The 22,634-nt window shown below is 61.9% G+C and carries 25 protein-coding genes and 1 riboswitch; of the genes, 14 read left to right on the forward strand and 11 right to left on the reverse strand.

Annotation, left to right across the window (positions count from 1 at the left end; translation table 11 throughout):
* Positions 1-41 precede the first annotated feature (41 nt).
* Positions 42-788 carry a fumarate hydratase gene (locus tag I6E52_RS12005; protein ID WP_231602087.1) on the forward strand — a complete coding sequence of 249 codons (747 nt, stop codon included), beginning with the start codon at positions 42-44 and terminating at the stop codon, positions 786-788.
* Here I6E52_RS12005 and I6E52_RS12010 read toward each other — a convergent pair.
* Genes I6E52_RS12010 through xseA form a run of 5 tightly spaced genes read right to left on the reverse strand, consistent with a single transcriptional unit; the run spans position 785 to position 5,009 of the window.
* Positions 785-2,182, reverse strand: a complete 1,398-nt coding sequence (locus I6E52_RS12010; protein ID WP_197107433.1) for a class II fumarate hydratase — start codon at positions 2,180-2,182, stop codon at positions 785-787. The two genes, I6E52_RS12005 and I6E52_RS12010, sit on opposite strands and share 4 nt — an antisense overlap.
* A 53-nt stretch (positions 2,183-2,235) precedes the next feature.
* Entirely contained in the window at positions 2,236-2,877 is a 642-nt protein-coding gene (locus I6E52_RS12015; RefSeq protein WP_197157722.1) for a carbonic anhydrase, read from the reverse strand.
* Entirely contained in the window at positions 2,874-3,521 is a 648-nt protein-coding gene (locus I6E52_RS12020; RefSeq protein WP_197157724.1) for a DUF4245 domain-containing protein, read from the reverse strand. Before I6E52_RS12020 ends, I6E52_RS12015 begins: the two co-directional genes overlap by 4 nt.
* The gene (locus I6E52_RS12025) at positions 3,521-3,769 is read right to left on the reverse strand and encodes an exodeoxyribonuclease VII small subunit (protein ID WP_197157727.1); all 249 of its coding nucleotides are present in this window, start codon (positions 3,767-3,769) and stop codon (positions 3,521-3,523) included. Before I6E52_RS12025 ends, I6E52_RS12020 begins: the two co-directional genes overlap by 1 nt.
* A gap of 19 nt (positions 3,770-3,788) precedes the next feature.
* Entirely contained in the window at positions 3,789-5,009 is a 1,221-nt protein-coding gene (xseA, locus tag I6E52_RS12030; protein ID WP_197157729.1) for an exodeoxyribonuclease VII large subunit, read from the reverse strand.
* Positions 5,010-5,144: 135 nt separating this feature from the next.
* Here xseA and I6E52_RS12035 point away from each other — a divergent pair, with 135 nt between their 5' ends.
* Both I6E52_RS12035 and I6E52_RS12040 read left to right on the forward strand, forming a co-directional pair.
* Positions 5,145-6,191 carry a 4-hydroxy-3-methylbut-2-enyl diphosphate reductase gene (locus I6E52_RS12035; protein WP_197158055.1) on the forward strand — a complete coding sequence of 349 codons (1,047 nt, stop codon included), beginning with the start codon at positions 5,145-5,147 and terminating at the stop codon, positions 6,189-6,191.
* Positions 6,192-6,196: 5 nt separating this feature from the next.
* Positions 6,197-6,784 (forward strand): DUF6264 family protein, encoded by a 588-nt coding sequence (locus I6E52_RS12040; RefSeq protein ID WP_197157731.1) that lies wholly within the window; start codon positions 6,197-6,199, stop codon positions 6,782-6,784.
* A 67-nt stretch (positions 6,785-6,851) separates the two neighbouring features.
* Here I6E52_RS12040 and fbaA read toward each other — a convergent pair whose 3' ends face one another.
* Positions 6,852-7,877: a class II fructose-bisphosphate aldolase gene (gene fbaA, locus I6E52_RS12045; RefSeq protein WP_197157733.1), complete on the reverse strand. Its 1,026-nt coding sequence runs from the start codon at positions 7,875-7,877 to the stop codon at positions 6,852-6,854.
* A gap of 223 nt (positions 7,878-8,100) precedes the next feature.
* On the opposite strand from fbaA, the gene glpX reads away from it, so the two are divergent.
* Complete coding sequence (gene glpX, locus I6E52_RS12050; RefSeq protein WP_197157735.1) at positions 8,101-9,090, forward strand: class II fructose-bisphosphatase; 990 nt, start codon at positions 8,101-8,103, stop codon at positions 9,088-9,090.
* A gap of 52 nt (positions 9,091-9,142) precedes the next feature.
* Here glpX and rmuC read toward each other — a convergent pair whose 3' ends face one another.
* On the reverse strand, positions 9,143-10,456 hold the full coding sequence (gene rmuC / locus I6E52_RS12055; RefSeq protein WP_197157737.1) for a DNA recombination protein RmuC: 1,314 nt from the start codon (positions 10,454-10,456) through the stop codon (positions 9,143-9,145).
* 78 nt (positions 10,457-10,534) lie between these two features.
* Between rmuC and I6E52_RS12060 the strand changes: the two genes are divergently transcribed.
* The 3 genes from I6E52_RS12060 to ychF all read left to right on the forward strand — a co-directional run bounded on the left by I6E52_RS12060 (position 10,535) and on the right by ychF (position 14,211).
* Entirely contained in the window at positions 10,535-11,455 is a 921-nt protein-coding gene (locus tag I6E52_RS12060) for a LysR family transcriptional regulator (protein WP_197107421.1), read from the forward strand.
* A gap of 109 nt (positions 11,456-11,564) precedes the next feature.
* Positions 11,565-13,061, forward strand: coding sequence for a CoA-acylating methylmalonate-semialdehyde dehydrogenase (locus I6E52_RS12065; protein ID WP_197157739.1), 1,497 nt, complete (start codon positions 11,565-11,567; stop codon positions 13,059-13,061).
* Positions 13,062-13,134: 73 nt separating this feature from the next.
* Positions 13,135-14,211, forward strand: coding sequence for a redox-regulated ATPase YchF (gene ychF / locus I6E52_RS12070; RefSeq protein WP_197107419.1), 1,077 nt, complete (start codon positions 13,135-13,137; stop codon positions 14,209-14,211).
* A 54-nt stretch (positions 14,212-14,265) separates the two neighbouring features.
* On the opposite strand, the gene I6E52_RS12075 is transcribed toward ychF, so the two are convergent.
* The gene (locus tag I6E52_RS12075) at positions 14,266-15,222 is read right to left on the reverse strand and encodes a class II glutamine amidotransferase (RefSeq protein ID WP_197157741.1); all 957 of its coding nucleotides are present in this window, start codon (positions 15,220-15,222) and stop codon (positions 14,266-14,268) included.
* A gap of 139 nt (positions 15,223-15,361) precedes the next feature.
* Between I6E52_RS12075 and I6E52_RS12080 the strand changes: the two genes are divergently transcribed.
* Positions 15,362-15,619, forward strand: a complete 258-nt coding sequence (locus I6E52_RS12080) for a DUF4190 domain-containing protein (protein ID WP_197107416.1) — start codon at positions 15,362-15,364, stop codon at positions 15,617-15,619.
* Positions 15,620-15,628: 9 nt separating this feature from the next.
* Positions 15,629-16,015 carry a hypothetical protein gene (locus I6E52_RS12085; protein WP_197157743.1) on the forward strand — a complete coding sequence of 129 codons (387 nt, stop codon included), beginning with the start codon at positions 15,629-15,631 and terminating at the stop codon, positions 16,013-16,015.
* Between the two features lie 34 nt (positions 16,016-16,049).
* Here I6E52_RS12085 and I6E52_RS12090 read toward each other — a convergent pair whose 3' ends face one another.
* Positions 16,050-16,433: a hypothetical protein gene (locus I6E52_RS12090; protein ID WP_197157745.1), complete on the reverse strand. Its 384-nt coding sequence runs from the start codon at positions 16,431-16,433 to the stop codon at positions 16,050-16,052.
* A 164-nt stretch (positions 16,434-16,597) separates the two neighbouring features.
* Here I6E52_RS12090 and I6E52_RS12095 point away from each other — a divergent pair, with 164 nt between their 5' ends.
* Together I6E52_RS12095 and I6E52_RS12100 are read left to right on the forward strand one after the other, a co-directional pair.
* Entirely contained in the window at positions 16,598-17,272 is a 675-nt protein-coding gene (locus I6E52_RS12095) for an SDR family oxidoreductase (protein WP_197157747.1), read from the forward strand.
* A 55-nt stretch (positions 17,273-17,327) separates the two neighbouring features.
* Positions 17,328-18,347 carry a hypothetical protein gene (locus I6E52_RS12100; RefSeq protein ID WP_197157749.1) on the forward strand — a complete coding sequence of 340 codons (1,020 nt, stop codon included), beginning with the start codon at positions 17,328-17,330 and terminating at the stop codon, positions 18,345-18,347.
* Here I6E52_RS12100 and I6E52_RS12105 read toward each other — a convergent pair.
* Positions 18,344-18,928, reverse strand: a complete 585-nt coding sequence (locus tag I6E52_RS12105; protein WP_197157751.1) for a nitroreductase family protein — start codon at positions 18,926-18,928, stop codon at positions 18,344-18,346. The genes I6E52_RS12100 and I6E52_RS12105 overlap by 4 nt on opposite strands.
* A 182-nt stretch (positions 18,929-19,110) precedes the next feature.
* On the opposite strand from I6E52_RS12105, the gene I6E52_RS12110 reads away from it, so the two are divergent.
* The 3 genes from I6E52_RS12110 (at position 19,111) to I6E52_RS12120 (ending at position 21,052) form a co-directional block, all read left to right on the forward strand.
* Positions 19,111-19,470 carry a zinc ribbon domain-containing protein YjdM gene (locus I6E52_RS12110; protein WP_197157753.1) on the forward strand — a complete coding sequence of 120 codons (360 nt, stop codon included), beginning with the start codon at positions 19,111-19,113 and terminating at the stop codon, positions 19,468-19,470.
* Between the two features lie 74 nt (positions 19,471-19,544).
* Positions 19,545-20,033 (forward strand): heme-binding protein, encoded by a 489-nt coding sequence (locus tag I6E52_RS12115; protein ID WP_197157755.1) that lies wholly within the window; start codon positions 19,545-19,547, stop codon positions 20,031-20,033.
* 41 nt (positions 20,034-20,074) lie between these two features.
* Entirely contained in the window at positions 20,075-21,052 is a 978-nt protein-coding gene (locus tag I6E52_RS12120; RefSeq protein WP_197157757.1) for a Ppx/GppA phosphatase family protein, read from the forward strand.
* A gap of 33 nt (positions 21,053-21,085) precedes the next feature.
* On the opposite strand, the gene I6E52_RS12125 is transcribed toward I6E52_RS12120, so the two are convergent.
* Positions 21,086-22,420: an MFS transporter gene (locus I6E52_RS12125; RefSeq protein ID WP_197157759.1), complete on the reverse strand. Its 1,335-nt coding sequence runs from the start codon at positions 22,418-22,420 to the stop codon at positions 21,086-21,088.
* A riboswitch (TPP riboswitch) is annotated at positions 22,413-22,520 on the reverse strand. It overlaps the preceding gene by 8 nt.
* Positions 22,521-22,634 lie beyond the last annotated feature (114 nt).

Consider the following 22,634-nt stretch of genomic DNA (forward strand, 5'->3'; position numbering starts at 1 on the left):
AGACAACGTAAGGTTTTCTCGTGGGCTCGGTGTGGTGGTTTTTGGCAATTCCCCTTGGGATTGCCGCGGTGTGGGCGATACTCGCACCCCGAAACCAATGGCGGAGCCTTTTTTCGTGGTCGGTAGCTAACGCCCACTCCTCAGAACCAGGTGGGGCCGCTTATGCCTCCCGCCAGCTCATCGCTGGCATTGCGCTCGGGCTAGCCCTGCTCGTAGTGGTATTCGCCGTGATCGCTAGTACCGCACGCACCCCGCAAGAGCCCTCGCACGTCAGTGTTCTCGAACAGACGTGGGGGTCGCCAGCGCCGTTGTTCGTGTACCGCACGTTCCAACCCGCGAAGTCGCCTGATCCCGCCCTCGTTGACGTCCCGATTGAGGATTACCTCCCGGTGAACGACGATGAGGCGGCGCCGCTGTATTTGCTCGACCTCGAACCATTTTCGCGGCTCGGCACCACGAACATTCCGGGTTACATCGGCAGTGAGCCCGACGAAACAGATTCGACGATTGGTCGAGCAGATGTCTTGATTCATGTGCGTGGCCCGCTGCTGTGCGTTCCTCGTCGGGTTGTCGTCGTCGAGGGCCCCGAGAGCGTGCAAATCGCTGTTCAGTATGGCTTGCCCACGCCGAGCGATGGGTCAAAACCTGATAACGCTGAAGCATGCCCGCTCGGTGAAGACCTCACCGGCTCAGTGCTCATCCCGATCACGTTGAAAGACGTAATAGGAGAGCGTTCCGTCGAAAGTCTCGACGGAACGCCCCTCACACTGGTGCAAACAGGTAGTTAGCCAGGCGTCGTCATCGACAGAACGTCGAGGGCGGCATCAAGCTGTTCGAGCGTGACTTCGCCCCGCTCGACAAAGCCGAGGTCAATCACGGCTTCACGCACGGTGATTGACTGTGCAACAGCGTGCTTGGCGATCTTGGAAGCTGCTTCGTACCCGATGATCTTGTTCAGCGGCGTCACGATCGACGGCGATGATTCCGCGAGAGCCAGAGCACGCTCGAGGTTCGCTTCGAGACCGTCAACGGTCTTGTCGGCGAGGGCGCGCAACGAGTTCGAAAGCAGACGGCTCGACTCGAGCAGCGACGTGCCCATGACGGGGATCGCGACGTTGAGTTCGAATGCTCCGGATGCTCCGCCCCAAGCGATGGTCGCGTCGTTGCCGATAACGCGAGCGCACACCATGAGTACGGCTTCGGGGATTACCGGGTTGACCTTGCCGGGCATGATCGAGGAGCCGGGCTGGAGGTCGGGGATCTGAAGCTCGCCGAGGCCGGTGTTGGGGCCGGAGCCCATCCAACGGAGGTCGTTGCAAATCTTGGTGACGGAGACAGCGATAACGCGAAGTGCCCCAGACGCTTCAACAAGCGAATCGCGAGCACCTTGAGCTTCGAAGTGGTCTTCGGCTTCGGTGATCGGCAGGCCGGAGTTCTCGGCGAGGATCTCGATCACGCGCTGCGGGAAGCCGAGCGGAGTGTTGATTCCGGTGCCCACGGCGGTGCCGCCGAGGGGAACCTCTGCGACGCGGGGGATCGCCGACTGGATGCGGGCGATGCCGAGACGAATCTGGCGGGCGTAGCCGGCAAATTCTTGGCCAAGGGTCACGGGGGTGGCATCCATGAGGTGGGTGCGGCCAGCCTTGACAGCGCCCTTCCACAGCTCGGCCTTCACGTCGAGGGCTGCAGCGAGGTGCTCGAGCGACGGGATGAGGTCACCGATGAGCGCACCGGTCACGGCAAGGTGCACCGAGGTGGGGAACACGTCATTCGACGACTGTGATGCGTTCACGTGGTCGTTGGGGTGAACGGCACTGCCGAGCGAGTCGGTGGCGAGTCGAGCAAGAACTTCGTTCATGTTCATGTTCGAGGAGGTGCCGCTGCCGGTCTGGTACGTGTCTACCGGGAACTGGTTGTGGAACTGACCGTCGATGATCTGGTCTGCAGCGCCCACAATGGCGTCCGCGATGGCGGGGTCGAGCTTGCCGAGTTCGCTGTTGGCGATTGCGGCGGCACGCTTGACGCGGGCGAGAGCGACGATCTGTGCGGGCTCAAGGCCAGTGCCCGAGATGGGAAAGTTCTCTACTGCGCGCTGCGTCTGAGCGCCGTAGAGGGCATCCTTGGGCACGCGAACCTCGCCCATGGTGTCGTGTTCGATGCGGTATTCGGTGGAACTCGTCACAGCGTTGTAATCCTTTGTTTGCGAGCGAACTGGGTGAGACGTGGTGGAGGGCGCTAAACCGTGCCGATAACGAGGTCGGGGACTGCCCGACCCTCAAGCAAACGGTAGTTCGCGCCTACTACTGCAAGGGTACCTGCGGCTACCGCATCACTGATGAGTTCTGACGCATTCATGAGCTCAAGAATGGTGGCGCGCAAATGAATGCGTCCAACGTCGTAGGCATTGATCTCATCGATCGTTACCGCGCCTGATTCGCTGCCCGCAACGCGACGAACGGCGGGCACAATTTTTGAGATCAACGATTGGATGTGCGGGGGCAGTGCGGGAGCATCCGCTGTCTGGGATTCGATGGCCGCAGCAACAGCACCGCACTCGTCGTGGCCGAGAACGAGAATCAGCGGCACATTGAGCACGCTCACCGCATATTCGAGGGAGCCCACGACGGAGCTGGAGATGACTTGACCCGCGTTTCGCACGACGAAAAGATCTCCGAGGCCTTTATCGAAAATGATTTCGGCGGCGAGACGGGAGTCGCTGCAGCCGAACAGTGCGGCGTGCGGGGCTTGAGCATTGGCCAACTCAGTGCGACGCTCGACATCTTGACGGGGATGCGCGGGTGCGCCAGCAACGAATCGCTCGTTGCCGCGCGACATTTCATTCCAGACCTGGGCAGGTGTTTTGGTGGGATTCGTCATGGTGTCTCCACATCGGCGGCGATGGACGCCGCAAGTAGTTCAAACTCGGAATCTGCGGCGGTTCCATGCAAAACAACAGTGCTGCCCGCGAGCTCCGCCGAGAGCGCGTAGGCATAGTTTCCGGTGTCGGAATCAGAGCGGCGATCGTAAATCGTCCATTTGATGCCGTCGATCACGATCGTGCCGGTAGCGAGGGCGCCATCCGTCACGATTCCGACCCACGTGGGGTTCGCTTCGATGCCCTGTTCAAGCGCGATGAACTGTGCCCCCGAGGTGTCAGTGGATGGCGTAACGAGTCCGATGTACCAGGTCTGCACGGATGATGTGGTTCCCAATCGCGCCGAGTTGGCGTACCAGGACTCCGGCAGCGAGGGAGCAAGAAGTGGTTCGCTCGCATCGGTCTGGGCATCCGCGGCGATCGTCTGGTAATCAGCGACCACGGGGGTTTCTTCGCTAGGGCGAACAACAACAAGCACAAGAAACAACACGACAACGAGGGACGCCACAGTGGCGCCGACCAAATTGAGGAGCGTCTGGTTGGCGCGGTGCTTGCGCGAGTTCTCTGCCTTGCGCGCGAAAGTCTCTTCGGGAGTTTCGGGGCGACCCAGCTCGGCGACGATGCGCGGTTCGGTGCTCTTAGCCATTAGTGGTCGGTGCTCGCGTCAGCAGCGCCATCAGCAGTGCCGCCGCTGCGGGCAGCATCGAGGCGGGCGCGGGCGCCGATAAGCCACTCCTCGCAACGCTGGGCGAGAGCTTCGCCACGTTCCCAGAACGCCAACGACTGTTCGAGTGTTGCCGAGCCCTGCTCGAGCTCGTTGACTACAGCAATGAGCTCATCCCGAGCTTCTTCATAACTGAGCTCGCTGACGGGGGTTTCGCTGGGGGTAGCCACGATGTAATTCTACTGTTCTCTAGGTGTCAGACGGCTGGCCGGTGACGGTGGTGGAAATCTTGCCGTCGGCAACGGTGAGCAGGAGCTCGGTGCCGTCGGGGGCATCAGAAGTGGAACGCACGGCAGTGCCATCAGGCAGCTGCGCGATGGCATAGCCGCGCTGCAGCGTGCGTTGAGGGGAGAGGGCTCGCAATTGGCCCGTCAGCTCGGTGACGCCGGCGTGCGCTTTCTCGATTGCGCGCTCCACCAGCTCGTTGCTGCGCGAGACGTACCGTGAAAGCTCATCGGCGTGCGCGTCGACAAGCGACACCGGGTTCGCTAGCACCGGGCGGGTGCGGAGCGCTTCCAAACGATCGCCCTCATAACTGAGCCGCTGAGTGATGCGCAGCCGCATGCCGGAGCGTGCCTGCTGCACTCGACTCAACTCTTCAGCGACATCCGGAACGACTCGCTTTGCCGCATCGGTGGGGGTGGATGCCCGCAAATCTGCAACCTCGTCGAGCAGCGGTCGATCGTTCTCGTGCCCAATCGCCGACACCAGCGGAGTAACGCAGGCCGCTGCGGTTCGCACTAAGGATTCATCGCTGAACACGAGCAGGTTCTGAAAATCGCCACCACCGCGGGCGACGATGATGACATCGACTTCGGGGTCGGCATCCAATTCTCGGATGCCCTGCGAAACCTCAGAGACGGCGCGCTCACCCTGCACTGCGGCGTGGGCCGTACGGAACTTCACGGCGGGCCAGCGCAACTGAGCGTTGCGAATGACGTCTTTTTCAGCGTCGCTGTCTTTCGCCGTGACAAGCCCGATGCAGTTCGGTAAGAAGGGGAGGGGCTTTTTGTGCTCGAAGAGACCCTCGGCGCGCAATTTCTGGCGCAGCAGTTCAAGTTTCTCGAGTAAGTCGCCGAGCCCGACGTGGCGCATCTCGAGCACCTGCATCGTGAGGGTGCCACCCTTGACCCAGTAGTTGGGCTTGACGAGCGCGACGACGCGATCGCCCTGCTTGAGATCTTTGGGCAGCTTGGTGCGCACCGACGACCAAATGGTGAACGAGATGGTGGCATCCACTTCAAGGTCTTTGAGCTTGCCGTAGATGTTGCCACCCGAGCCACCCCACTGAGTGATCTCGCCTTCGACCCAAGCTGTGCCGAGCCGCTCGATCCAACCGCGGATCTTCTGCGACAGCACCGACACTGGCCACGGAGTATCGACGGTGGGCGGTCCCTCTGTGATCGTCACCTAGCCTCCTCAAGCTTCTGATTACAGGGTAGAGGATGCCGCTGATACTGCTCTCCGTTCGGCGTTCGTGCAGCGGTGTTCGGTAGAATCATCCAAGTGAGCACCATTTCTAACGGAAGCGCCCAAGCGCTAGCGATGCCCCCGATGCCCGCACGCCGAGAGCAATTGAAAAATTTGCCGGTCGCAGGCGCAAAACGCGTCGTCTTGGCGGCCCCGCGCGGCTATTGCGCGGGAGTCGACCGCGCTGTCATTGCTGTCGAAAAGGCGCTCGCTAACTACGGCGCTCCGGTCTATGTCCGCAAGCAGATCGTTCACAACATTCATGTTGTAACAACGCTCGAAGCACAGGGCGCAATCTTTGTGGATGAGGTTGACGAGATCCCCGAGGGATCAACCGTTGTCTTTTCGGCCCACGGTGTCTCGCCGGCTGTCGTTAAGGGAGCCTCCGATCGCGAGCTGCACGCGATCGACGCCACCTGCCCCCTCGTTACCAAGGTTCACCGCGAAGCGACTCGCTTCGCCCGCGACAACTACCAAATCTTGCTCATCGGCCACGATGGCCACGAAGAGGTTGAAGGCACGATGGGCCACGCGCCCGAGCGCACCATCCTCGTCAACAGCCCCGCCGATGTGCCCAACATCGTGGTGGAAAACACCGACAACCTCGTCTGGCTTTCGCAGACCACATTGAGCGTCGACGAAACGATGGAGACGGTTCGCCTGCTGCGCGAACGTTTCCCCACTCTGCAAGACCCGCCGAGCGACGACATTTGTTACGCCACGCAGAACCGTCAGGTTGCCATCAAGAAGGTCGCCGAAGACGCTGAACTCGTGATTGTGGTTGGCAGCGCCAACAGCTCCAACACGGTCCGCCTTGTGGATGTCGCTCTTGAGTACGGCGCCAAGGCTGCGTACCGGGTCGATTACGCGAGCGAAATCAAGCAAGAGTGGCTCGACGGTGTCGCCACTGTTGGCGTCACGAGCGGAGCATCCGTTCCCGAAGTTTTGGTTCAAGAAGTGCTGGCTGACCTCGCAGAAGCAGGCTATGGCGATGTCTCCACCGTCGTCACCGCCGAGGAAGACCTCATGTTTTCGCTGCCCAAAGAACTGCGCACCGACGCTGCAGGCAACCCCGATGAGCGCGGCCTCGGTGGCCGCAATCGCAAACTTGATTGGCAATAGAGTTCATGACTGACCCGCGCCCACGCCCCCAATACGGCGAGTATGCACCGTTGCCTCCTGCTGCACCCGAAGGCACGAGTGAGGAGCCTTCGGTCGAATCACCCGCTGATCCAGGCGCGATGTTGCCGCCGATCATGCCCGATTCTTCGCTGAACGCGCAGTATCAGCGCGGTGCAGCGGCCGGTCTTACCGGTCACGGCACTTCCACCGCAGCCCCCGAGCGCAAATATCGCCTGTGGGACGTCTTTCTCACCGCAACCCTGTTGCTCTTTGGCGTCGTGGACATCATCAACACGTTCAGCACGGTGGCGAACCTTGGCCCAGTATTGCGGGAGGGCCTCGCCGCTCAGGGCATGGACAACTTCACGTCAGACGCCCTCGCGAGCGACGCCGGAGGCGTTGCCAACGTCGTTCGCATAGCCGCTCTCGTGCTCACGATCATCTTCGCGTTGCTGCAAATTCAACGCAAACGAATCGCATTTTGGATTCCCCTCATCGGTGCGAGCATCGCCGGGATAGCGCTCATGGTCGCGATCTTCGTTGCCGTGCTCAGCGATCCCGGGTTCATTGCTTACGTCGAGAGCCTGCAGTAATCGCATCAGCTGCCGTTAACGACAAATAGGGGCTGACCCGAAGGCCAACCCCTATTCGTTGAGAGCGTTACTTGCTGGAGAATCCAGCCGAACCGAGCTGCTTCGTTGCTTCAACAACGCGCAGTGCGAGAGCGGATTCTGCGGCCTTGCCCCAGGCGCGGGGGTCGTAAACCTTCTTGTTTCCGACTTCGCCGTCAACCTTGAGGAAGCCGTCGTAGTTGCGCAGCACGCTGTCAGCGACGGAGCGGCTGTAGGCGTACTGGGTGTCGGTGTCGATGTTCATCTTGATGACACCGTTGGCAACAGCGGTCGCGATTTCTTCATCCGTCGAGCCTGATCCACCGTGGAAGACGAGGTCGAGCGGGTTAGCGCCTGTGCCGTACTTCGCAGCGATACCGGCCTGAATTTCGCCGAGCAGTTCAGGGCGAAGCTTCACGTTGCCTGGCTTGTAGACACCGTGCACGTTGCCGAAGGTGAGGGCTGCGATGTAGCGACCCTGCTCACCAAGGCCGAGCGCGTCGACGGTAGCGATGACGTCATCCAGCGTCGTGTAGAGGCTGTCGTTAATGTCGTGGCTGACACCATCTTCTTCTCCGCCGACAACGCCGATCTCAACTTCGAGAATCGAGTTGATGGCCTTCATGCGCGGCAGGATCTCTTTGGCGATCTCAAGGTTCTCCGCAAGAGGAACAGCCGAGCCGTCCCACATGTGCGACTGGAAGATCGGGTTGCGGCCGGCCTTGACCTCGGCTTCGGATGCCGCAATGAGCGGGTAGACGAAGTCATCGAGAGCGTTCTTGGGGCAGTGGTCGGTGTGCAGCGCAACGGTGACCGGGTAGTTCTTGGCAACCTCGGTGACAAACGCGGCGAAAGCGAGAGCTCCGGAAGCGCGAGCCTTGACCGACTGGCCAGCGAAGTAATCTGCGCCACCGGTGGTGACCTGAATGATGCCGTCGGAACCAGCATCGCTGAGTCCCTGAAGCACACCGTTGATGGTGGACGACGACGATACGTTGATGGCGGGGTAGGCGAAGGAGTTCTTCTTCGCCTTGTCGAGCATTTCTGCGTACTGATCTGGGGTTGCGACGGGCATTGTTGTCTCTCCTCGTACGGTACCGATTACCGCTCTGGTCCGGCTCGCCTCGATTCTAGCCACCCCTTCTGGGCGGCGCGAACTGTTGCAGGGCGCGATGTCTCATGAGGTAACCGACAACGTTTGATCAGCGTCGAGTTCGCTCCGCTCCGTTAGACTGACTCTGCGCTGACCACCACCGGCGCGTCCCCAGTCGACCAATTTCAACGAAGGATGCCTCTAGGTGAGTACAGAAACCGGCACGCTATTCCTCCATCCCGATCGCAACCTCGCTCTCGAGCTTGTGCGGGCAACCGAAGCGGCCGCGATTCGCGCCGTTCCCTTCATTGGTAAGGGCGACAAGCTTGGCGCTGATGGTGCCGCGGTTGATGCCATGCGCAAGTTCTTGGGCACCGTCGACTTCGACGGCCTCGTCGTTATCGGTGAGGGCGAAAAAGACAACGCCCCCATGCTCTTCAACGGTGAGCACGTGGGCACCGGCCGTGGCCCCGCCTGCGATATCGCGGTTGACCCGATTGACGGCACGTCGCTGACGGCGGCCGGGCGACAGAACGCTATCTCGATGATTGCTGTGTCTGACCGCGGCACGATGCTCGACGCCTCCTCTGTCTTCTATATGGACAAGATCGTCACGGGTGCTGAAGGTATCGGCATCATTGATATCCACCGTCCCATCGGCGACAACATTCGTGCTCTGGCGAAGGCCAAGGGCAAGCGTCCCGAAGACATCGTGGTTGCTGTGCTTGACCGTCCGCGTCACGCTCAACTCATCGACGACATCCGCGAAGCTGGTGCGGGTACACGCCTCATGCTCGACGGTGACGTTGCTGGCGGAATCAACGCTGCGCTGTACGGCACACGCATTGACATGTGTGTCGGCATCGGCGGCAGCCCTGAGGGTGTTGCTACGGCGTGTGCCATCAAGGCACTCGGCGGCGAAATCCAGACGATCCTGTACCCGCAAACCGACGACGAGCGTCAACGCGGAATGGATGCCGGGCTCAAGTTCGATCACGTCTACACGGCCGACGAAATGGTTTCCAGCGATAACACGTTCTTCGTTGCGACGGGTGTAACCGATGGTGGACTCGTGAAGGGTGTGCGTCGCTACGGCCCCATCATCCGTACCGAGTCGATCGTCTTGCGCTCACACTCGGGCACGATCCGCCGCATTTCGGCTGACCACCTCGCCGAGAAGTGGCTCGATCACTAAAGACAGCCTTCAACTGGCGCGTTCTCCGTCTCGGAGAGCGCGCCAGTTCTCGTTAACGCTCGTCGCTGTCGGTGGGTAGTTCGAGTTCTAATTCGGCCGCCGTGATGTGTTTCGGCGTGCCCTCGACCAGCTGCGTGTCGCCGATGACTTTCGACTCGTCGAGAGCATTGAGCTTGCGGGCGGTCACGAGCACGCGGCTTTCGAGCGAGTTCGCGAACTGGTTGTAACTGTTCACGGTGGTGTCGATCGAGCGACGCAGTTTGTCGGCGTGCTCGGCAAGCGTGGTGAGGCGCTGGTAGAGCTCTTTGCTGAGATCAAACAGCGTCTTGGCTTGGTCGGTGAGCACGTCTTGCTGCCAGGAGAACGCCACCGTCTTCAACACTGACCACAGGGTCACGGGGGAGGCGAGAGCGACGCGCTTGCTGAAGGCGTAATCCATGATCGACGGGTCAGCCTCCATCGCCGACGAGACGAGCGATTCGCTCGGGATGAACGCGATCACAAGCTCGGGAGAGGCCTCGAGCCCTGCCCAGTAGGCCTTGCTCGCGAGGGTGTCGATGTGGCCGCGCATCACCTTGACGTGCTGCTTGATGAGGGCCTCGCGGCGGGCACCTTCTTCTCCCGTTGCCGTGACCGAGATTTGGCTCGCCTCCAAGAAGGCGGTGAAGGGCACCTTGGCGTCGACCGCGATGTTCTTGCCGCCGGGAAGGTGCACGACCATGTCGGGGCGGCCGGCACCGGCATCCGAATTGATGCTCGATTGCAGGTCGAAGTCGACCCGTTCGATGAGGCCAGCGGCCTGCACGACGTTGCGCAATTGGGTTTCGCCCCAGACGCCACGAGTCGAGTTGTTGCGCAGGGCCGATGCCAACGATTCGGCCGTGCTGCGCAGGCGCTCTTCGGATTCGGTGGCCGACTTGAGCTGCTGGCTCAGTTCGCCGTGCTGCAAGCTGCGCTGCGACTCCAACTCGGTGACCTTGTTTTGCATCGTGCGCAGTGTCTCTTGCACCGGGGTGAGCGCCTGCAGCACCTTAGATTCACGACGTTCGCGCTCAACGAGAGCCGCAGCCTCATCACGCTGACGATCGAGAGTCTCGCGGTACTGCACTTGCAGTGACGCCACTTGCTCGCTCAGCGCTTCAGACCGTGCCGTGATGGATGCCAGCTCCGCTGCCAGCCGAGACTGCTGTTCGCGCTCGGCGGCAGTCACATTCGCGATCGCCGCCTGATGGCGAGCCTCCAGTACCTCGGGGTCAACGCGGCCCGTCGGCGCGGTCGCGCGAACACGGGCAATGAGCAGGCCAATCACGACGCCGAGGACGGCGCCCACGAGTAGACCAACGATGAGGGCGACGAGGGGATCCATTCGGCCAGTGTGCCAGCCGGCGACGACATTGCGGGATGCCCTGCGGCAGTTGTCCCGAAGCGCCCCTAGGGTTGAGGCATGGCCAGCGACTCCGTGCATCCGCTCGATGTGAGCACCGACGATCTGCGCTACCTCATTGCTGTAGCCCGCGCCGGCCGGATGGTGTCTGCCGCCACGCTGCTCGGCGTCGACCACACCACCGTGCGTCGCCGCATCGACCGGCTCGAAGCAGCCCTCGGGGTGCGCCTCCTTGACCGTGGCGCTGACGGCTGGGAGCTCACCGCCATCGGCCGCGAAGTCGCTACCCGCGCCGCCGGGCTCGAGAACATCGTCGAAAATGTTGTCGGGGCGACCAGCGGGGGAGCCGACGAAGTGCGTGGCACCGTGCGCATCGTCGCGCCCGATGGATTCGGGGCCACCTTTGTGACGGCAGCGCTCGCGGCGGTGCAGGCGGAGCATCCGGCCATCACGGTCGAGTTGGTCACCTCTACCCGCCCGCTGAGTTTGCGTGGCGCAGGCTTCGACCTGGCGATCACGATCGGCACCACGGCGACTTCACGCCTCGCATCCGAACCACTCGCCGCGTACGCGTTGCGCCTCTACGCTTCGCCCGGCTATGTCGCGACGCACCCACCGATTCATTCTGTTGCTGACCTCGACAGCCATCCGCTGGTTTTTTATGTGGATGCCCTGCTTACGGTTCGCGAGCTCGACCTTGCCCCGGTGCTCGGCGGTATGCGCGTCGGATTCGGTTCCACGAGTGTGTTTGCGCAACTCGAGGCCACGCGTCAGGGAGCCGGCATTGGGCTGCTGCACGCCTTCATGGCTGAGCCCGAACCCGGCCTGGTTGCGGTGCTGCCCGATGAGGTCAGTTTCCGCTTGGAGTTCGCTCTTTCGGTGCGCAAAGAGGCCGCGGATGTCGAGGCCGTTCAGCTGGTGCGAGCGGCTCTGCACCGCGAGGTTGCGCGTCGCGGCTCAGAGCTATTGCCCTTCAACTAGCGCCCCACACCACCGTGTGCGTTTCTGCAGATTGTCCGTGCACTAATAGGCCTTGATTGCAGATCGGATGGGTTGCAGACTGGGCACACCTCCGATCGAAAGTAGGCCCATGTACTCCACGATTCCGCACTGGATCAACGGCTCCGCTACCGAGGGCGATTCGCCCAACCGTGGCGATGTCTTCAACCCCGCAACGGGCGCTGTCGCTCGCACCGTTCCTCTCGCATCCGTCGCTGATGTCAACGCTGGTGTTGCCGCGGCTAAGGCTGCGTTCCCCGCCTGGGGCAACACGTCGCTTGCCAAGCGCACCGCCGTGATGTTCGCTTTCCGTGAGCTGTTCAACGCTCGCAAGGATGAGCTTGCTGCCATCATCACCGCTGAGCACGGCAAGGTGCTTTCGGATGCTGCTGGCGAGATCGCCCGTGGCCTCGAGGTTCTCGACTACGCCTGTGGCATCGCTCAGCTCAGCAAGGGCGAGTACAGCGAGAACGTGTCGACCGGTGTTGACGTGTACTCGTTGCAGCAGCCGCTCGGCGTTGTCTCGATCATCAGCCCCTTCAACTTCCCGGCCATGGTGCCGATGTGGTTCTTCCCGATGGCTGTCGCCGCCGGTAACACCGTCGTGTTGAAGCCCAGCGAGAAAGACCCATCGGCATCGGTCTGGATGGCTGAACTCTTCTCTGAGGCTGGCCTTCCGGATGGCGTCTTCAACGTCGTTCACGGCGACAAGGTCGCCGTTGACACTCTTCTTGAGCACCCCGATGTTGCCAGCGTCTCCTTCGTTGGTTCCACCCCGATCGCCAAGTACATCTACGAAACCGCTGCTCACCACGGCAAGCGCGTTCAGGCTCTCGGTGGCGCCAAGAACCACATGCTGGTGCTTCCGGATGCGGACCTCGACCTCGTTGCTGACTCTGCTGTCAACGCCGGTTTCGGTTCCGCTGGCGAGCGTTGCATGGCGATCTCGGTCGTCGTTGCTGTCGAGCCTGTTGCTGATGCGCTCATCGCGAAGGTCAGCGAGCGGATGGCGACACTCAAGGTCGGCGACGGAACTCGCTCCTGCGACATGGGTCCGCTCATCACCGAGCAGCACCGCGACAAGGTTGCTGGCTACATCGAACTTGCTGAGGCTGACGGCTCCACTGTCGTCGTTGATGGACGCGGCATCGAGATCGACGGCGACGCTAACGGCTTCTGGCTCGGCCCGACGCTCATCGACAACGTCTCCACTGATTCGGATGTCTACAAGCACGAAATCTTCGGACCGGTTCTCGGCGTGATTCGCGTTCAGAGCTACGAAGAAGGGCTCGCCCTGATCAACTCGTCGCAGTACGGAAACGGCACCGCGATCTTCACGAACGATGGTGGAGCGGCTCGTCGCTTCCAGCGCGAAGTTGAGGTCGGCATGGTCGGCATCAACGTTCCGATCCCCGTTCCGGTTGCGTTCTTCTCCTTCGGCGGCTGGAAGGATTCGATGTTCGGCGACACGAAGGCTTATGGCCCCGACGCGATCCGTTTCTTCACCCGTCAGAAGGCTGTAACCAGCCGCTGGCTTGACCCCAGCCACGGTGGAATCAACCTCGGCTTCCCGCAGAGCGACGCCTAACACCTAGTCCGCATTACCGTCGCGATAGCGGTCCCGTACCTCGGGGCCGCTATCGCCGGTAGGATTGTCTTCTGTGGCTCTCACTATTGCAATCGTTGGACTCCCGAATGTCGGCAAGTCCACCCTCTTTAACGCTCTGACCAAGAATTCGGTGCTCGCCGCGAACTATCCGTTCGCGACCATCGAACCTAACGTGGGCATCGTGAACCTGCCCGACCCGCGCCTCAAGGTGCTCGCGGGCATCTTCGGCAGCGAGCGCATCCTGCCCGCTCCCGTCTCCTTCGTTGACATCGCCGGCATTGTGCAGGGCGCCAGTGAGGGCGAAGGTCTGGGCAACAAGTTCTTGGCGAACATTCGCGAGGCTGACGCCATCGCTCAGGTCGTGCGCGGCTTTAGCGACCCGGATGTTATTCACGTCGACGGCAAGGTTGATGCGGCATCCGATATGGAGACCATCAACACTGAGCTGATTCTCGCTGACCTGCAGACGCTTGAAAAGGCTGTTGCGCGGTACGAGAAGGAACTCAAGACCAAGCGTGTTGAGCCGGCCGTTCTCGAGGCTGCGCTTGCTGCGCAGGCGTTCCTCAATGAGGGCAAGCCGTTGTCGGCGGCGACCAAGATCGAACTTGAGCTGATCAGTGAACTGGGTCTGCTCACCTCTAAGCCATTCATTTACGTTTTCAACGTGGATGAAGCGGTGCTGGGCAGCACCGAAAAGCTCGCCGAATTGGCGGCCCTGGTTGCCCCCGCGAAGGCGATCTTCCTCGACGCTAAGTTGGAGGCCGAACTCATCGACCTCGACGAAGAGGATGCCGCAGAGCTTCTCGCGAGCACCGGTCAGGAAGAGAGCGGTCTCGACCAGCTCGCGCGTATCGGCTTCGACACTCTCGGCCTGCAGACCTACCTCACGGCTGGTCCGAAAGAGACTCGCGCCTGGACCATCCCGAAGGGTGCCAAGGCGCCTCAGGCTGCCGGCGTCATCCACACTGACTTCGAAAAGGGCTTCATCAAGGCTGAGGTCATCGGCTTCGACGACCTCGTCGAGACCGGTTCCATCGCTGAGGCTCGCGCCAAGGGCAAGGCTCGCGTTGAGGGCAAGGAATACGTCATGAGCGACGGCGACGTCGTGGAGTTCCGCTTCAATAACTAGGGGTTTTCGTCTTCCGTCACGCCAGGCTGCTCACAATCTCCGTGAGAAGAACACCTAGCGCGCTGAGACCTTCAGCGTGTTGGTGGTTCTGGTGATGCGCTCACCGTCGTTCTCGAGGAAGACGATCTCGCCGAACTCGAGAAGCGACCAGTCGTCACCCTCGGTCAAGGGCTCGGAGGCGAATATGACACCGGTCGCGTCATCCTCGCTGCTCTCCTCAAAATCGTAGGTCGTTGCGTCGTCCTCGAAGTTGCGTCCCATCAGTAGGTACATCGGTTCGAGGAGCATCGAGAGCGCGAAGTCGTCGCTGTCGGGGGCTGATTTCCGCAGCTCCTTCCAGTCACCAGCGGGGTTGGTCTCACCGTGGTGACCGAGGCCGACGTTGACACCGATGATGCGGTCGGCTGACACGAGGGCCATTTTCAGCTTCGTCAGAGCGCCGAGGTCGAGGTCCTTCATCGCCTGGGCGATCAGCTCGATGAGCTTCTCGATCGCTCGTTGGACGTCCTCGTTGCTGTCACCTTCGAGCAGCGAGAGGAGTAGCACGTAGATGAACTCGGTGTCCGTGTTCCCGCGCATTTGTTTGAGATACCGATCCTCGCAGTGCTGCAGCAGCTCGCGCTGCAGGAGCTGCCAGTTGGGCAGGTAGCCATTTTGGGCGACGATCCACGGGGTCTCCTCGAAGGAGAACGGGTGGCAGTTCTCGTCGACCATCACGACCTTCGAGTCGTACGCCGCGGCGCGCACATGCGCCAACATCGTGCTGGCTTGGAGGCTGGGGATCATCCGGCTGGCGTTGTCGTCGTAAAAGGCCGCCATGGGTCGGCGGTAGATGAAGGGTTCTTCGGGCTTCAGCAGGTGCTCGCCCCAGATTCCGAATCCCCATCCGGCCAACTGGAGCTCGGGGTGCCGTTCGGGGTCGAGTGCCTGGTTGATCAGGCTGTTCTCCGGCTTGAGTAGGAGGTTCTCCAGTGGTGTCTCAGGACCGAGGTAGGCGAGCACGCGGCACATAAGTCTCCTTCGTTGGGCTCCTGTCATCTTACCGTCGGTGCACGGGGCCGATGCTGGTCGCGGTGGAGTTCCGCTTCCATAACTAGCCGCGTCTCACAGTGCCGCACGACGGCTTTCGGCGGTCGTGCCACTATGACGTATGACAACAAGCCCTGTCCCGCGCACGAACACGCTCGCACTCATCGGATTCATCGCCGCGTTCATGATTCCGATCGTGGGGGTGGTGCTGGGCGCAATGGGTCGCAAGCAGATCACGTCGAGTGGGGAATCGGGTCGCGGGCTAGCTCGCGCAGCGATCATCATCGGCATCGCGGGCACGTTGTTCCAGGTCGCTTTCTTCGCTGTCTGGCTCACGATCATGACCGCTGGGCTGACGCAGAGCGGACTTCTGGGCTAGGCCTAGACCATGATTCGGTCTTTCTGGAAGAAGCATGTCAAGCCTCCGATCCCGGACGAAACCCTGGATCCGTTCGAGGGAGGCGTTGGTGTCTTAACGAAAGATGGCGTCGAAGCCGGCCACATCGCGTCAGTCGTAGGGCACTTCGTATCGCCATTGAGTCTCTTCCAGCAGACATGGTGGGTCTGGTACATCGTCGTCTGGGCCGACGGCACTCACGAGCGATCCCAGGAAGACTATCCACCGTGGATCACCGTGCGGGAGCTGCAAGCGGGATACTTCGAATTCAGCGGCCACAAGTCGCCACACAACGGTCGCTACGATTTCGCTTGGCTCGACGCGGACGAAGCGGCCGCTACTAAAGAGAAACTAGGCATCACGGACGAAGAGTTTTAGAGGCGCTGAGGGTGACCGCGTCGACGCTCTACTCTTAGCGTGAATTAGGCTCCGCGAATCTCTTCTCAAGCTTCGCGAGCTGTGCGGGCGATCGAGTCCAATTCGGGTTTTTGTCCCAGGCCGGCTTTCGTTTGCCACTTTGTTTCCGCGTGAGGTGCCACGCATCGCAACGATCACAGGGATAGACGCGATGTGGCATCTTCATGTCTGCCTTTTCCGCTTTCTGCCAGCGGCTAAGTGCCTCGCGAGCTTCCGCTTGAGTACGGAAGGCGTTCTTGGCGCAGGATGATGCTTTCGCCACCGGGGATGGTGGTGGCGTCGACTTGGTTTTTAGCGGGCGCGTTGCCTTCGTTTTCGTGGCCGGAGCGGTTTCAGCGCGGTTCAGTTGTCGATCGATCGCGGTCAGGATCGCGTCCATGTCTGCGTCATCCTCTGCTCCATATATCTGCCGGTCACTGAGGGAATATCGCTCTTCCATAAAACGCAGGATAGCGGCTGGACCCGCCACTGCGTTCCCTGCCGAAACGCCGGTAAGCTTTTTCGAGCAGCACTGCCGCCGAACGCTTTGATCAAAGGATGCTCATGCCCGTTATCGCCATCATCGGAGCAGGCCCCGGACTCGGCGCTGCAGTCGCCCGCCGGTTCGGACGCGAAGGCTTCGCCGTCGCCCTAGTTTCACGTGACCAGTCGAAGCTTGACGCTCTCGCATCTGAGCTCGAAGCGGATGGCGTGACCGCTCGCGGTTTCGCCGCCGACGTGCGTGAGCCGGCGCAACTCGAAAGCGCGCTCGCTCGTGCGGCTGCCGAGCTCGGGCCCATCACCGCCGTTCAATACAGCCCGCTCCCATCACGCGACTACCTGAAGCCGGTGCTCGATCTGACTCCCGAACTCGCACTCGAAGCGCTGCAGTTCTCTGCCCTCGGTCTCATCCACACCGTGCGCGCGGTGCTGCCCGCAATGCGCGAGGCTGGCCACGGCAGCATCATCCTGATCAACGGCGGAACCTCGGTGAAGGCCCGTGCAGGCTTCGCGGGAACGTCACTCGCGTTCCCCGCCGAAAGTGCTTACGGCGAGATGCTGCACGAGACACTTGAAGGGGAGGGGATCCGCATCCGTCAGCTCGTCATCCCGGGCGGCATTCCCAAGCTTCAGCTGCCCAACGGCATTGATGACGTCGCTTCTCGCATCTGGGCCATCCACGCTTCAGAGGGCGAGTTCCGCACGATGCTCATCCCGCTCGAAGACGGCCGCGAATAGTGCGCTCTTCCGCGACTAGGCGCACAACCTGCCGGCCTTCGAAAGGAATCAGTTCATGACGACAGCGGAAGAGTACCTTCGCAACATTCCCGCGGCCCACCGCTCGGCGACAAACACCATTGTTGCGCGGCTCTCGCTGTGGGCAAAGGACCTTGCGTCTGAACTGCAGCCGGTGGTGTTCCTTCCCGGCCAGAAAGACCACCCGGTCTTTGACGACGCTGCTCGAGTCTTCGACGAAGCTGTCGAGCAGCTGTTGCTTGCGGATGCTCCGCGACCGAACGAGGTGCCGCTGCTGTTCGTCGGCTACCACGCCATGAATCGCTTCACACGAAAGCGCCAGACTCTGGGTTTTCTCGTGACCGATCAACGCATCGTTATTCAAGACAAGTTCGCGGGAGTATTCGGGCGAGAGCTCCCCAACTATCGGATGCTGCCCGTCACCTCGGTAGATCCGGTCGCCTCCAGCCATGCCCTGATCAGTTCCGTTGGCAGTGCGTTCGACTGGTCAGACATGGTGAAGCTCATCGGAGCCGACTCGGCTGAGGGCCACTCTCCAGAGTTCCGGCTCACTCAACTTCTCGCGGATGCCGTGACGAGCGTCGTGCAGCTCTCGCAGGTGCTCGGGCTCGCCATCGCGGGCGAACCGGACGAGGAAGAGACTGAGAACGCGACTGCTGCTGAGCTGGTTCCGCGGCTGGCAGAGCTCGGCATCCGTAGTGACGTGTTGCTTGCTGATGACCCGCGCCTCGCCAAGATGCTCAAGAAATTTGGCCCCAAGATCGGCTTGGGCGACGGCGAGACTATAGCGTTCGCATCGCTCGATAAAACCTTCGCGGGTGTGTACGGCATTGTCGTTACGGATACCGCGGTTCGCTCGTGTGACCTAATGGAAGAACCGGTCGTATCTCTCCGCAGTGCAATCGACCCGGCATCCGTCAAGCTGGATGACAAAGCGACCGCCATCATTACGGAGCCGGGCGTCGCGCACGTGCTTGTCTCGCACCTGTCGGCCGACGTGAAGAATGGGATTGTGACCGCGCTGCGCGAACTGATCGCGGGCGACATCAAGCCTTAGGCGTTGACGAGTACCGACTCGGCAGCGGCACGTCGTGCGCGGGGTGCGGTTTCGCGCTCGCGGATGACGTCGGTCATCTCGGCGGGGTCGCCCAGTGCGCCAACGGCCATGACCGTGGTGGGTGTGAAGTGCGGGTCGAGGTCGAGGGCTGCTGCTGCGGCATCCGAGTCGAAGCCTGACATCTGGTGGCTGAACAGCCCGTGGCTCTGGGCCTGGATCGTGAAGTAGGCAACGGCCTGGCCGGTGTCGTAGAGGGCGGTCGGCTGCGGCTTGCCTTCGGGGTTGTGGTGTTCCGTCAGGAAGACGAGCAGTGCCGACGCGGATCCGGCCCACGTTTGGTTGAACGCGATAAGCGAGGAAACGATGGCGTCGTGCTGCGGGGTTCCGCGACGAGCGACGACGACGCGCCAAGGCTGGCTGTTGTAGGCCGAGGGTGCCCAGCGAGCAGCTTCGAGAGCATTCTGCAGCGCCGCCTCGTCAAGAGGCGCGGTGGCATCGAAGTGGCGGGGGCTCCACCGTTCGGCAAGCACATCAAGGATGGGGGAGTCGGTCGCGGCGAGACGGTCGTGAAGCATGGTCATAAAGAGGGCCTTTCAGGAGCTGAACAGAAGCAATCTGCGATGTCGATGGGTGCAACAGAGGCGTCGCTGAACCTATTCCGAATCTGCGAACCAATCTGCAACCGCGCAATCAGGTAAAATTGACGATTAGCGACTAGTTCAGCGCTGCGCCAGCCCGAACGGCGCCAAGCCGAAAGTGCCTTATGTCTGACGCCCTGCCTCTCTGCCCGAACTGCTCTAGCGACCTCGCCTACGAAATGGGCGCGCTGTTGGTGTGCCCGATGTGTGGTCACGAGTGGTCGCCAAGCGAGGCGGATGCCGCTGCCGAAGCAGAGCAGAACGCCGCAGTGATCAAGGATGCGTTCGGCACGCCGCTCGCCGATGGCGACACGGTGAGCATCGTCAAGGACCTCAAGGTCAAGGGCAGCCCCACGTCGATCAAGGTCGGCACGAAGGTGCGCAACATTCGCCTCGTTGACGGTGTTGGCGACCACGACATCGACTGCAAGGTTGACGGTTTCGGCCAGATGCAGCTCAAGTCGAGCGTCGTCAAGAAGGTCTAGGCGGCCACGTTTTCGCCGCGATAGCTTCGAGAATTATCAGGTTCGCTCACTGCCCACGGGCGTAGGGTGACGGCATGACCGAAAAGCAGCCCTACAGGGTGATTTCTGAGCATGATGGTTACGAAGTGCGGCTCTATCCGGCACACATTCTTGCGCAGGTGGATGCCGATGGTTCGTTCTTTGAGGCGGGAAATCAGGGGTTTCGTCCCCTCATCCGCTACATCAGTGCCTCCAACATTTCTATGACGGCGCCGGTCATTCAATCACCGGGCCAATCGAAGAGATACACGGTTAGTTTCGTGATGCCTGCTGGCGCAACGAGCGTTCCGGCGCCTCGCGATGCCACTGTGCGTACCGTTGACGTGCCCGAGCAGCGGGTAGCTGCGCGGCGTTTCAGCGGTGGCTCGAACGAAGACCGATATCAAGAGAATGCGGATGCTCTGCTTGCCGCCCTCACCCGTGATGGTTGCGCGCCGCTCGGCTCCGTCTATTTCGCCCGCTATGACCCGCCGTGGAAGCCGGGATTTTTGAAGCGCAACGAAGCCCTAGTCGTTGTTCGCTAGCCCCACCCGCTAGCCCCACCCACCGCACTTCAGGAGAATCCATGACCCGCGTCGCCGCCATCGATTGCGGAACCAACTCGATCCGCCTGCTCATCGCCGACCTCGACGGCCACGGCGGTCTGACCGACGTCGTGCGCACTCTCGAAGTCGTGCGCCTGGGGGAGGGCGTCGACCGCACCGGCCAGTTCAGCCAGGGCGCCCTCGATCGCACCCTCGCGGCCGTGCGCCGCTATGCCGATCTGTGCCGCGAGCACGGCGCCGAGCGCATCCGTTTTGTGGCTACCTCTGCCACCCGGGATGCCGCCAACCGTGCCGAGTTCACCGACGCGGTCCTCGCGATTCTGGGTGCGCCGGTCGAAGTGATTCCCGGAACCGAAGAAGCCGCGCTGTCGTTCCGTGGCGCGCTCACGGCGCTGCCCGCATCCGATTTCGACGACGCAACTGCGACCACGCCTGCACTCCAACACCTCGTCGTTGACCTCGGTGGCGGCTCCACTGAACTCGTGATCGGCGGCAACATCCCTGAAGCGGCATATTCGATGGATGTCGGCTGCGTGCGACTGGCGGAGCGCAACATCACGAGCGACCCGCCCTCCGATTCTGAGCTCGCCGCCATCCGTAGTGACGTCAGTGCGGCCCTCGATATCGCCACGGCGACAGTCGATCTCTCGCAGGCCAGCGAAGTCATCGGTGTTGCCGGGACTGTCACCACAATCACCGCGCATGCCCTCGGTCTCACCAGCTATGACCCGGTCGCGATCAGCGGAAGCCGGTTACCGCTCGCAGACGTGCTCCGTTCCTGCGAAGCGCTCACCCACATGCCCCGCGCCGAACGTGAAGCCTTGCCCTACATGCACCCCGGTCGCGTGGACGTGGTTGCCTCGGGCGCCATCATCTGGGCGACAGTGCTCCGTCGAGTGGCGGATGCCGCGGCTGCAGCCGGACACCCGCTCGAGTGGGTCACGACGAGCGAGCGCGACATCCTCGACGGTGTCGCCCTCTCGCTCGCGACTGACTGAGCGGTTGTCTGGCCAGCCGACTAGCGAAACGACTTAAGCGCGCTCGCCAGCGTCGAGATCAACCCCCGCCGTCTCCGGCCCGACAAACGCACCCACCGCAATCAGTATCCCGCCGAGGGCGAGCAACGCAGCTACCGCACCCTGCTGCCCCAAAATGCCTTGCAGCGCCGGCAGGTAGTACGGATACAGCGCCGGGATCACGATCGAGAGGCTGTATCCAACGCCGTAGCCGCTCGCGCGCACCGAAGTGGGGAACCGCTCCACGAGGTACGCCCCGACCGGCCCGTACGCCGACACGGTCACCACTTGAAGCGCGACTACTCCGAGCACAAGCAGCCCAAGGCTAGGTGCCGCAAACACGGCGAGAAACGCGAGCGGGCCTGCAACCGCCGTCAGCATCCCGAACCCCATAAAGAAGCGCCGCCGTCCGGTGAAGGTCGAGAGATGACCGCACGCTGCCATAGTGAGAGCGGATGCCGCGGTGCCGATCATCATCGCGAACGACAGGGTTCGACCATCCAATGTCCCTGTCGCGCCCAGCGCCCCCGCGCCGGAACCCAGCTGACCGGCCAGCACCGGTATCGCCATGTTGGTGAGCAGCCAGAGCCCGCTCATCATGATGAACACTTGCCAGAGCGCACGGCGGTGGCGGCCGACGAGAATCTGTTTCAACGGGTTAGTGCGCTGCAATGGGCGTTGCCACTGCGGCGACTCTTCGACCCGCGCACGGTAGTAGAACAGCATCGTGAAGGCGAGCAGCGAGCCCAAGATGAAGAGCGCACGCCAGCCCCACTGGTTATAGGCGGCGGCGTCGAGCACGCTCTGCAGCACAAACACCATGCCCGCGATCGAGGCGTTGGCCCAGGGCGACATCCACATGATGAGGCCGCTGACGAGGCCGCGCCGTTCGGGCCGCGACCATTCCATCGCGAGTGGGATGGCGGAGGTGTATTCTCCGCCGAGGAAGATGCCGCCGACAAACCGCAGCAGAAGAATTGCGGCCAGGGTTCCGCTACCGAGCACGGTGTGGTCGGGCACGAACGCGATCAGCAGAGTCGTGAGCGCGACACCGAGCAGAGCGACCTTCGTGGTCGCCGTTCGCCCGATGCGGTCGGAAATGGACCCGAAAATCGCCGCCCCGATCGGTCGGCCAAGCAGCGTCGCGACAAAGATCAGGCCGGCGTTCCCGACCAGATTGTCCGAGCCAAACAGTTGGGCGGATGCCGGCGCGAGCGCAATCACCGGTAAGAAGATGTCGAACTGGTCGACATAGTTGCCGAAGATCCCGCCGCGCACAGCGCGACGTGTGGCCAACGGAGCCGCAGAGGAGGCAGACGAGACAGCGGGGATCGAATGTGTGGGGCGCATGAGCCGTACTTCCTTCGCCGGCATTACCCGGTAGGTTCGACGGTCGAAGCTGCGTCAGCTCCCTCTCAGCCCTTGCATTAGGGCTCCCGTGTGGACGCCACCAACCTAACACTCCGCTGCGCTCAAAAAGACCGGCAAAGTCCCAAGAATCGCGCAGCAAGCTTCCAGCCAGACCGTCAAAGATTCCATGAGTAAAGCTGAACGATCGGCGGAG

It is taken from the genome of Salinibacterium sp. NG253 (assembly GCF_015864945.1).
In the GTDB taxonomy this organism is placed as follows: domain Bacteria; phylum Actinomycetota; class Actinomycetes; order Actinomycetales; family Microbacteriaceae; genus Rhodoglobus.